Origin of the sequence: Stenotrophomonas sp. SMYL11 (assembly GCF_036320005.1) — a bacterium.
Classification (GTDB): Bacteria; Pseudomonadota; Gammaproteobacteria; order Xanthomonadales; family Xanthomonadaceae; genus Stenotrophomonas; species Stenotrophomonas maltophilia_A.
Map to the genome: position 1 here is coordinate 170,457 of NZ_JAWIRS010000007.1, position 8,905 is coordinate 179,361.

At 65.8% G+C, this 8,905-nt stretch carries 9 protein-coding genes; 6 read left to right on the forward strand and 3 right to left on the reverse strand.

Annotated elements, in window-relative coordinates:
• Positions 1–366 precede the first annotated feature (366 nt).
• Together gcvT and gcvH are read left to right on the forward strand one after the other, a co-directional pair.
• On the forward strand, positions 367–1,479 hold the full coding sequence (gcvT, locus tag V3B46_RS12355) for a glycine cleavage system aminomethyltransferase GcvT (protein ID WP_049436821.1): 1,113 nt from the start codon (positions 367–369) through the stop codon (positions 1,477–1,479).
• Positions 1,480–1,572: 93 nt separating this feature from the next.
• A complete protein-coding gene (gcvH, locus tag V3B46_RS12360) occupies positions 1,573–1,968 on the forward strand; it encodes a glycine cleavage system protein GcvH (protein ID WP_329892002.1) in 396 nt (131 codons plus the stop codon).
• Positions 1,969–2,260: 292 nt separating this feature from the next.
• Here gcvH and V3B46_RS12365 read toward each other — a convergent pair whose 3' ends face one another.
• The gene (locus V3B46_RS12365) at positions 2,261–2,560 is read right to left on the reverse strand and encodes a hypothetical protein (RefSeq protein ID WP_164171745.1); all 300 of its coding nucleotides are present in this window, start codon (positions 2,558–2,560) and stop codon (positions 2,261–2,263) included.
• Positions 2,561–2,743: 183 nt separating this feature from the next.
• Between V3B46_RS12365 and V3B46_RS12370 the strand changes: the two genes are divergently transcribed.
• Positions 2,744–3,262, forward strand: a complete 519-nt coding sequence (locus V3B46_RS12370; RefSeq protein ID WP_329892003.1) for a hypothetical protein — start codon at positions 2,744–2,746, stop codon at positions 3,260–3,262.
• Between the two features lie 119 nt (positions 3,263–3,381).
• Here the strand turns inward: V3B46_RS12370 and V3B46_RS12375 are convergent, their stop codons facing one another.
• Complete coding sequence (locus V3B46_RS12375; protein WP_329892004.1) at positions 3,382–4,275, reverse strand: LysR family transcriptional regulator; 894 nt, start codon at positions 4,273–4,275, stop codon at positions 3,382–3,384.
• Between the two features lie 114 nt (positions 4,276–4,389).
• Between V3B46_RS12375 and V3B46_RS12380 the strand changes: the two genes are divergently transcribed.
• The gene (locus tag V3B46_RS12380) at positions 4,390–5,148 is read left to right on the forward strand and encodes an SDR family NAD(P)-dependent oxidoreductase (RefSeq protein ID WP_329892006.1); all 759 of its coding nucleotides are present in this window, start codon (positions 4,390–4,392) and stop codon (positions 5,146–5,148) included.
• Between the two features lie 107 nt (positions 5,149–5,255).
• On the opposite strand, the gene V3B46_RS12385 is transcribed toward V3B46_RS12380, so the two are convergent.
• Positions 5,256–6,653, reverse strand: a complete 1,398-nt coding sequence (locus V3B46_RS12385) for a serine hydrolase domain-containing protein (RefSeq protein ID WP_329892007.1) — start codon at positions 6,651–6,653, stop codon at positions 5,256–5,258.
• 286 nt (positions 6,654–6,939) lie between these two features.
• On the opposite strand from V3B46_RS12385, the gene V3B46_RS12390 reads away from it, so the two are divergent.
• Together V3B46_RS12390 and V3B46_RS12395 are read left to right on the forward strand one after the other, a co-directional pair.
• Positions 6,940–8,268, forward strand: coding sequence for an NTP/NDP exchange transporter (locus V3B46_RS12390; protein WP_006464416.1), 1,329 nt, complete (start codon positions 6,940–6,942; stop codon positions 8,266–8,268).
• 78 nt (positions 8,269–8,346) lie between these two features.
• On the forward strand, positions 8,347–8,697 hold the full coding sequence (locus tag V3B46_RS12395; protein ID WP_164171741.1) for a DUF1304 domain-containing protein: 351 nt from the start codon (positions 8,347–8,349) through the stop codon (positions 8,695–8,697).
• The last annotated feature ends 208 nt before the right edge of the window (positions 8,698–8,905 follow it).

Sequence of the window (8,905 nt, forward strand, 5' to 3'; positions counted from 1 at the left end):
CCCGCCCGCCCCCCCCCCCCCCGCCCCCCCCCCCCCCCCCCCCCCCCCCCCCCCCCCCCCCCCCCCCCCCCCCCCCCCCCCCCCCCCCCCCCCCCCCCCCCCCCCCCCCCCCCCCCCCCCCCCCCCGACAGTTTCCGTGCGCGTCCAGCCCACGGAAAAAGAAAAAGAGCGAAGAGCAAAAGCACTCGCTCCGACCCGCCTGGGCCGAGTCAATCCAGAGCCGATGAACTCAGGCTTTGCGCTCCAGCTGTAGAAGGCGGCGCCGGCCGCAGGCCGGCCAAACACCCCGCTGCGCTGCGGCGCGACCTGCGGGCGACCGATCTGGGATAATGGGGATTCTTGTTTCCTCTGCTGCCGGACCCGGTCATGACCCAGAAGACGCTGCTCAACGATACCCACCGCGCCCTTGGCGCCAAGATGGTCGATTTCGGGGGTTGGGACATGCCCATCCACTACGGCTCGCAGCTGGACGAGCACCACCTGGTTCGTCGCGAGTCGGGTGTGTTCGACGTCAGCCACATGACCGTGGTCGACCTGCGCGGTGACCAGGTCAAGCCGTTCCTGCGTCGCCTGCTGGCCAACTCGGTCGACAAGCTGAAGGTGACCGGCAAGGCGCTGTACTCGTGCATGCTGAATCCGCGCGGCGGCGTCATCGACGACCTGATCGTCTACTACCTGGGCGACGATTTCTTCCGCATGGTGGTCAATGCCTCCACCCGCGAGAAGGACCTGGCCTGGCTGCGCGAGCAGGCTGCACCGTTCGGCGTCACCGTCGAGCAGCGCCCGGACCTGGCCATCCTCGCCGTGCAGGGCCCGCAGGCGCGCGACATCGTTATCGGCCTGGCCCGTGATGCGGACCGTCAGGCGCTGACCAAGCTGGGCCGCTTCGCCGCCCTGCAGGTGCAGTCCGATGACGGCGTCGAACTGTTTGTCGCCCGTACCGGTTACACCGGCGAAGACGGCTTCGAAATCCTGCTGCCGCAGGACGCCGTGGTCGCGTTCTGGAACCGCCTGCTGGCGGCGGGAGTGAAGCCGGCCGGCCTCGGCGCACGCGACACGCTGCGCCTGGAAGCCGGCATGAACCTGTACGGCCAGGACATGGACGAAGAGATCAGCCCGTACGAAGCGGCGCTGGCCTGGACCGTGTCGCTGGACGAAGGTCGCGACTTCATCGGCCGCGACGTGCTGGAAGCGCAGAAGGCTGCCGGCACCGCCCGCCAGATGATCGGTCTGGTGATGGACGAGAAGGGCGTGCTGCGCCATGGTCAGGCGGTGACCACCGCCGGCGGCCAGGGCGAGATCCTGTCCGGCACCTTCTCGCCGACCCTGGCCAAGGGCATCGCCTTCGCCCGTGTACCGGCCGGTGAACTCGGCGAGGTCACCGTCGACATCCGTGGCCGGCAGGTGCCGGTGCGCGTGGTCAAGTTCCCGTTCGTGCGCGAAGGCCAGGCCCAGCCCGGCGTGCTCGCCGACGCCTGATCCGAACGTGCCGGTCGTCACTGACAGCAGTGGCGGCCGGTTGGTTACACTAGCCCCGTTTTTTCCACCCCTGCATATCTCTGGAGCAGTCCCATGAGCGAGATCCCCGGCGACCTCAAGTTCCTCAAGTCCCATGAGTGGGCCCGTGTCGAAGGCAATGGCCGCGTCACCGTCGGTATTTCCGACCACGCCCAGGGCCTGCTGGGTGACCTGGTCTACGTCGAACTGCCGGAAGTCGGCGCCGACGCCAGGGCTGGCGAGCAGATCGCCGTCGTCGAGTCGGTGAAGGCCGCCTCGGACGTCTACAGCCCGATCAGCGGCAAGGTCGTCGAGGTCAACTCGGCGCTGTCCGACAAGCCGGAAACCATCAACGAAGATGCCTACGGCGAAGGCTGGATGTTCGTGGTCGAACTGACCAACGCTGAAGAGGTCAACGATCTGCTGGATCCGGACGCGTATGCCGAAGCCCTGGAAAACGACGACCACTGAGTCGTCACTTCCGGGTTCTGGAACGGCCACCTTCGGGTGGCCGTTTTTGTTTTGGCGAGTGCGTCGGACTCATGACGGCGGGTTCGCTCTGCACCCTCGGCGTGGCATCAGCCGACAGACGAACCGTGCCGATCAGCGTGCGCAGTTTTGCGCAAATCCGCGTTTCCGCCCTGCGCCGAAGCGATCGAATGTGAAAACTTTTCGCCCCCCGTTGCGGCCCCGTTGTGCTGGCGTTGGCGACGGTGCCGGTGACTATCGGCGATGCACGTGCGCTGTCGCCCAGAATATGTGCCTATCTGCGCAGAGTGCTTATTTCAAGTGTTTTTTGTTCAGAGAGCGCATCGACTTCGTCGTATGCGGCGCGCGTGCGCGCCGCTTCAATGGTCGTTGCAGGGCGCGCATGGCGGTGGCGAGGGCGGCGTCCGGGATGGCGCGGATGTGAAAATTTTTCGCGGGGGTTGTTGACAGTAAAAAAAACCGTGATTAGGTTTCGCCTCAGCAGACCTTGCCTGCCCAACCGAGTGCGCAGAATCAATCGTCCGATGCGAAGCAGCCCCTTCAAGACCACCGCGACCCTGATGACGGTGGACATGGCCCCGCTTCCCCCGGAGAAATGCAAGGCAACTCCCGTTCCGATGTCCGCTCCGCCGATCGAGGCGGGCATTGCCGCATCCGTAACGGCGCGCCTGACGCGCCGGCGGTCCCCGCACGCAGCATCCGCGGGTTTGATCCACCTGGGCGTTTCAACTCCCTATCACTGACGAGGAGCCATCCCATGGCAACCAAGAAAGCTGCGAAGAAGAAGCCTGCCGCCAAGAAAGCGGTGAAGAAGGTCGCGAAGAAGGCCGCTGCCAAGAAGGCAGTGAAGAAGGTCGCGAAGAAGGCGACCGCCAAGAAGGCAGTGAAGAAGGCTGCGAAGAAGGTCGCCAAGAAGACCACTGCGAAGAAGGCAGTGAAGAAGGCGGCGAAGAAGGTAGCCAAGAAGTCCACTGCCAAGAAGGCCGTCAAGAAGACCGCGAAGAAGGCCGTCAAGAAGGCTGCCAAGAAGGCCACCAAGAAGACTGCCAAGAAGGCAACGGCCCGCAAGCCGGCCAAGAAGGCCGCGAAGAAGGCAACTGCCAAGAAGGCCGTCAAGAAGACCGCCAAGAAGGCAGTAAAGAAGACCGCGAAGAAGGCGACCAAGAAGGCTGCCCCGAAGAAGGCAGCGAAGAAGGTTGCCAAGCGCAAGCCGGCCGCCCGCAAGAAGAAGGCTGCTCCGGTCGCTCTGCCGGCAACCCCGGCGCCGCTGATCTAAGTACTTCCCGATAGCCGCATCCTGAAACCCCCTTCCCCGGCTGCCCAGCGGGGAGGGGGTTTTTTTATGGGCCGTTTGCAGGGTCGAGCCGTGCTCGACTGCTTTTCTGACGGTCGACGCTAGCGGTGCGGCGCTGGTGGAAAGCGCTCCACCAGGAAGTCCAGGAAGCTGCGCAGGCGGGTCGAGTGGTAGCGATCGTGGGCGTAGACCACGTGCATCGGCCGACCGGTCTGGCCGAACTCAGGGAACAGCTGCACCAGGCGCCCGGTGTCGATGTCGGCAGCCAGCAGCAGTGCCGACTGCAGCACGATGCCCAGCCCATGCAACGCCGCCGTTCGCAGTGCTTCACCGTTGTTGACCTGCAGCCGACCGTCGGGCGCACGCTCGAGTTCGCCAGCGTCGGCCTGCAGCCACTGCGCGAGTGCGCTCGGTTCGAAGGACAGGCACTGATGCAGGGCGAGGTCCTGCAGGCTGCGAGGCGTGCCATGCCTGGCCAGGTACGCCGGCGATGCGCACATCATCAAGCGATACGGTGCCAGCGCACGCGCCACCAGCATGCTGCTGTCGGCCAGCGTGCCGATGCGCAGCGCCGCTTCGAAACCCTCCTCGGCGAGGTCGACCACGCGGTCGCTCAGCGTGACTTCGACCCGGACATCCGGATGGCGCGCCATGTATTCGGCCAGTGCCGGTACCAGTGCGTGCGTGCCGAAGATCACCGGCGCACTGATGCGCAACGTGCCCGCCGGTGCCAGCTGCTGGTGCTGCGCCTGTGCGTCCGTTTCTTCCACCAGCCGCAGGATCTCCCGGCAACGGGTGTAGTAGTCCTCGCCGAAGGGCGTCATGTGCTGGCGCCGGGTGGTACGGCTCAACAGCTGCATCCCCAGCCGTGCTTCCAGCGCACGCAGGTGCTTGCCGGCCATCGTCGCCGAGATATCCATCGCCGCCGCCGCAGCGCTGAGGCTGCCCTTGTCCACGATCAGCACGTAGACCTGCATGCTCTCCAGCAGGTTCATCTGACACCCCGGGTGTTGAATGCTGAAACCTGTGCGGAGTTTATCAATCAGGGGTGATCAAACAGCATGCACCGCACGGGCCGGATGTACCGGCTGGCTGATTGGGAGAACAACATGGATCTGGGGCTTGAAGGGCGTACCGCGCTGGTCACCGGGGCGGGTAGTGGCATCGGTGCCGGTGTGACCAGGTTGCTGGCGGCACAGGGAGTACGCATTGCGATCAGCGCACGGCGTCTGGAACCGCTGCAGGCGCTGGCTGCCGAGATTGAGGCCACGGGTGTGCCGGCGCCGATCATCCTACTCGGCGACGTCACCGATGCGGAGGATGTACGCCGCATTGCGGATGCAGCCCTGGCGGCGCTGCAGCGCGTCGACATCCTGGTCAACGGGGCGGGGGGATCGCGACCGACCACGGTGGATGCCGGTGACGATGTCTGGGAAGAGGCAATCGCACTGAATTTTTCCGCCGCGCGAAGGTTGACCCAGGCGCTGCTGCCAGCGATGCAGGTGCACGGTTGGGGGCGGGTGATCAACTTCAGCGGTTCGATGGAACCACGCGCGGTGAACGCGGCTACCGCCGCGAAGGCGGCGCTGCACCTGTGGGGCAAGGGGCTGGCGTCGGAAGTGGCCGGGCAGGGCATCACGGTCAACGCAATCGCGCCGGGACGGATCAACAGCGCACAGATCCTCGGCCGCCTGCATCCCACCGAGGAAAGCCGGCGTGAGTTCATCGAACGCAACATTCCGATCGGGCGTTTTGGTGATCCGGAGGAGGTGGCGCCGCTGGTGGCCTTTCTGGCCTCGCCCTTGGCCGGCTACATCACCGGCGCGGTGATTCCGGTGGATGGCGGCATGCACTACTTCGCGCATTAGCCTTCCGTTTGTAGAGTCGAGCGGTGCTCGACTGCTTTGCTCTACAACTACCAACAAAAAGGGCGACCCGCAGGCCGCCCTTTGCACACACGGTGAAGCCCGCCAACTCAGCGCGGCGAGGCCACCGCACGGTTGCTCGAAGCACCCTTGCCCTTGCGCTTGTCCTGCGCCGGGCTCGCGCCTTCGGCCATCAGGTTGTCGCTGCCGAAGTCGGTGTCCACGTCCAGCCAGCGCTGCGTCGGCAGGCCGAGCGCGGAATCGAGCACCGTGGGCAGCAGGCCGCTGGGCAGGCCGCTTTCGCCGTTCCACATGATGGCGATGCCGAGATCGCGTTCCGGCACCAGCGCGACAAGGCCGCGATAGCCCTGCACGGCACCGGCATGGAACACCACATCGTGGCCGGCGTAGTCGAAGGTGCGCCAGCCCAGTGCGTAGCCGGCCGAATGCAGGCGCTCGCGGCGCCAGCCCGAACGCATTTCGCCCGGGGTGTTGATCAGGCTCGAATGCAGGGTGGCCAGCAGCGGTGCCGGCAGCACGTCCGGGCGATGGCCGGTGTGGGCCAGCAGCCACTGCGCCATGTCGCTGGCGCTGGCGTTGACGCCGGCGGCCGGGGCGACGCGGTAGTAGGTCGGCTTCGGTGTCAGCGACACCCAGCCGTTGCGGCTGCGCACGTGCGGCCGCGCCCAGCGCGAGCTGGCCTGGATGCCTGCCAGGCCGAGGCTGGCATCGTTCATGCCCAGCGGCTTGAAGATGCGGCGCTCCACCGACTGCTCGTAGAAGCTGCCCGAGGCGGCATAGACGACGTCGCCGATCAGGCTGAAGGCCACGTTCTGGTAGGCGTAGCAGTCGCCCGGCAGGCACTTCAGGCTGGTATTGGCCAGCTTCTGGGTGAGTGCGTAGTACTCGGCGTTGCCTTCAATGTCGCGGTCGTAGGCGTTGTACGGCAGGCCGACGCGGTGGCTGAGCACGTCGGCCACGGTCAGGCGATCAGTCGCTTCCGGCGAGTTCAAGCGGAAGCCCGGCACGTAGTCGGTGACCTTGCTGTCCCAGCGCAGGGTGCCGTCGTTGACCAGCAGGCCGGCCATGGTGCCGGCAAAGGCCTTTGACAGCGACGCCAGGCGGAACACGGTGTGGGCATCGACCGGCAGCGGGTTGTTGACGTCGGTGACGCCATAGCCACGCGCGCTGAGCACGCGGCCGCCCTGCACGATCGCCACCGCCATGCCCGGCACGCGCTCGCCATAGGTGAGCTGCTGCGCCATCGATTCGATGTGGGCGACGTTGAAGCCGGCGGCGGGCAGCTGCACTTGCGGCACCAGGCCGGTGCGGTAGGCCGCAGGCTGGGTGTGGGCGACTGCGGTGGTGGCAGCGGATTCGATGTTGGCCGGCATCGGCGGCAATGGCGGCGGGGTCTGCGCGGTGGTGGACAAGGCAACGGGCATCAACATGCCCAGCAAACCGGTGGCCGCCGAACGGATCGGACGACGCAGGCTGTTCTTTTTCATCGTGGAGACCCGTGCGCGACTGCTGATGGCGATTCTAGCGCCGCTTTTCCCTTGTGCACAAACAAAGCGAAGATGAATGCGCATCTCGTTGAAAAAGTTGGAATTTTGGCGCCCCGATAGCATGTGTCAGAACGTGTCGTCTGGACGGGGCTGTGACACTGCGTTGCGGCCTTCTGCGTGGCTGCTGCTGGCGATGTTGCAGTGCATTGGCTAACGTACGCGCTTCACCGCCCCCGGAGCCTGCCATGCCGCTGTCCAACCGCCGTCTTCTGGCGAGGGACACCGCGTGAGCGCGGTGAAGGGCAAGGGGCCGTTGCGTGGGCTGACGGCGGCACTGCGTGAGTCGCCGGCGCTGTGGTGGTCGTTCCTGTACTTCTTCTGCCTGCTCAGTGGCTACTACGTGCTGCGCCCGGTGCGGGAGGCGATGGCCGCCTCGGCCGACCTGGAAACGGTGTTCCCGCCGATGCTGATCGCCTGGTTCGCCAGCCATGGCATCGCGCTGAAGGATTTCGTCCTGCAGTTCCTGTTCTCCTGCGTGTTCGTGATCATGCTGGTGCTGCAGCCGGTGTATGGCTGGCTGGTCAGCCGCTTCCCAAGGCGGGTGTTCCTGCCGGCGGTGTATGGGTTCTTCATCGTCACCTTGCTGGGTTTCTACGTACTGTTCGACAGCGGTGTGCCGGGCCGAGGCATGGCGTTCTTTTTCTGGATCACCGTCTTCAACCTGTTCGCGGTGGCGGTGTTCTGGAGCTTCATGGCCGATGTGTTTTCCAACGCGCAGGCACGTGCCTTCTACGGTTACATCGGCGCGGCCGGCACCATTGGTGCCTTTCTCGGTCCGATCATCACCGGTGCGCTGGTGCAGCGTGTGGGCATCGCCAACCTGATGCTGGTCTCGGCCGGATTCCTCGCCATCTGCCTGTTGAGCATCTGGCGGCTACGGCACTGGGCGGTGCTGCGTGAGCAGGAGCAGCAGCTGGTATCCGGCGAGCAGCCGATGGGTGGCAGCGTGCTGGACGGTCTGAAACTGATCGTGCGTGAGCCGTTGCTGCGCTGGCTGGCGATCATGGTGGTGTTCGGTGTGGGCGTTGGCACCCTGCTGTACAACCAGCAGGCCAGCATCGTGCGTGCGGCGTTCAACGATGCAGGTGCTGCCACGGCCTTCTTCTCGCGTATCGATCTGGCGGTGAACGCACTGGCGCTGCTGATGCAGCTCGGCCTGACCCGCTGGCTGCTGTCGCGCCACGGCATCGCGCCGGCCCTGTTGATCCCTGGCTTTGCGATCCTGATCGGCTTCTCGGTGCTTGCCGCTTCACCCATGCCGTTGATGGTCGCAGTGGTGCAGGTGATGACCCGCGCCAGCGAGTTCGCATTGGCCAAGCCGGCACGCGAAACCATCTATACCCGCGTGGACCGGCAGTGGCGCTACAAGGCCGGTGCGGCCATCGATACCGTGGTGTACCGCGGCGCGGACCTGAGCTTTGCGTGGGTGCACAAGGGCTTGTCGCTGTTTGGTTCACACGTGGTGTTCATCGGCGGCGTGGTGGTTGCCGCGTGCATGACCGCCGCCGCATTCGGTGTGCTGCGCGAAGAAAAGAAGCTGCCGCGCGACCGCTGAGCCGCGCGGGGTCGGATCCCTCTCCCACGGAGAGGGCTCTGACCCCATCACCCCATCCATCTATCCAAGGAACCGCCCATGTACTGGATCGCACTCGCCCTGACCCTGCTGGTCGCCTTGCTGCACGTCTATTTCCTGGTGCTGGAAATGTTCCTGTGGACCCGCCCGCTGGGCCTGAAGACCTTCCGCAACACGTCCGAGAAGGCAGAGACCACGCGCGTGCTGGCGGCCAACCAGGGCCTGTACAACGGCTTCCTGGCGGCGGGCATTGTGGTGGGGCTGGTGATCGATCAGCCGGTACTGGTGACGTTCTCGCTGGCCTGCGTGGTGGTGGCGGGGTGCTATGGCGCGTACAGCGTGAGCCGGCGCATTTTCATGATCCAGGCGCTGCCGGCGATCCTGGCGCTGGTTCTTCGCGCGGTGGCGTGAGTTCCAGCCAACGGCGCAGCCCCTCGTGGGGGGGGGCGCGTAGAGCGGGTCATGTGTTGGGTGGGGTGGGTGGGCCGTGCAGGGGACGCTGCAAGTACGTCCATGTAAGCTCGATGGCGCCATCCATGGCGCCAACGCCCCTGCGCGGCCCCCCCCCCCCCCCCCCCCAAATGTCCCAGCGCCGCCCCCCCCCCGCGCAAACAAACAA

What these genes read in the sequence shown, in the direction of transcription:
- V3B46_RS12375 (WP_329892004.1), bottom strand. Translation starts at nt 4,275, where the DNA reads ATGAACCTGCTGGAGAGCATGCAGGTCTACGTGCTGATCGTGGACAAG.
- V3B46_RS12385 (WP_329892007.1), bottom strand. Translation starts at nt 6,653, where the DNA reads ATGAAAAAGAACAGCCTGCGTCGTCCGATCCGTTCGGCGGCCACCGGT.
- gcvT (WP_049436821.1), top strand. Translation starts at nt 367, where the DNA reads ATGACCCAGAAGACGCTGCTCAACGATACCCACCGCGCCCTTGGCGCC.
- V3B46_RS12370 (WP_329892003.1), top strand. Translation starts at nt 2,744, where the DNA reads ATGGCAACCAAGAAAGCTGCGAAGAAGAAGCCTGCCGCCAAGAAAGCG.
- V3B46_RS12395 (WP_164171741.1), top strand. Translation starts at nt 8,347, where the DNA reads ATGTACTGGATCGCACTCGCCCTGACCCTGCTGGTCGCCTTGCTGCAC.
- V3B46_RS12365 (WP_164171745.1), bottom strand. Translation starts at nt 2,560, where the DNA reads ATGTCCACCGTCATCAGGGTCGCGGTGGTCTTGAAGGGGCTGCTTCGC.
- gcvH (WP_329892002.1), top strand. Translation starts at nt 1,573, where the DNA reads ATGAGCGAGATCCCCGGCGACCTCAAGTTCCTCAAGTCCCATGAGTGG.
- V3B46_RS12380 (WP_329892006.1), top strand. Translation starts at nt 4,390, where the DNA reads ATGGATCTGGGGCTTGAAGGGCGTACCGCGCTGGTCACCGGGGCGGGT.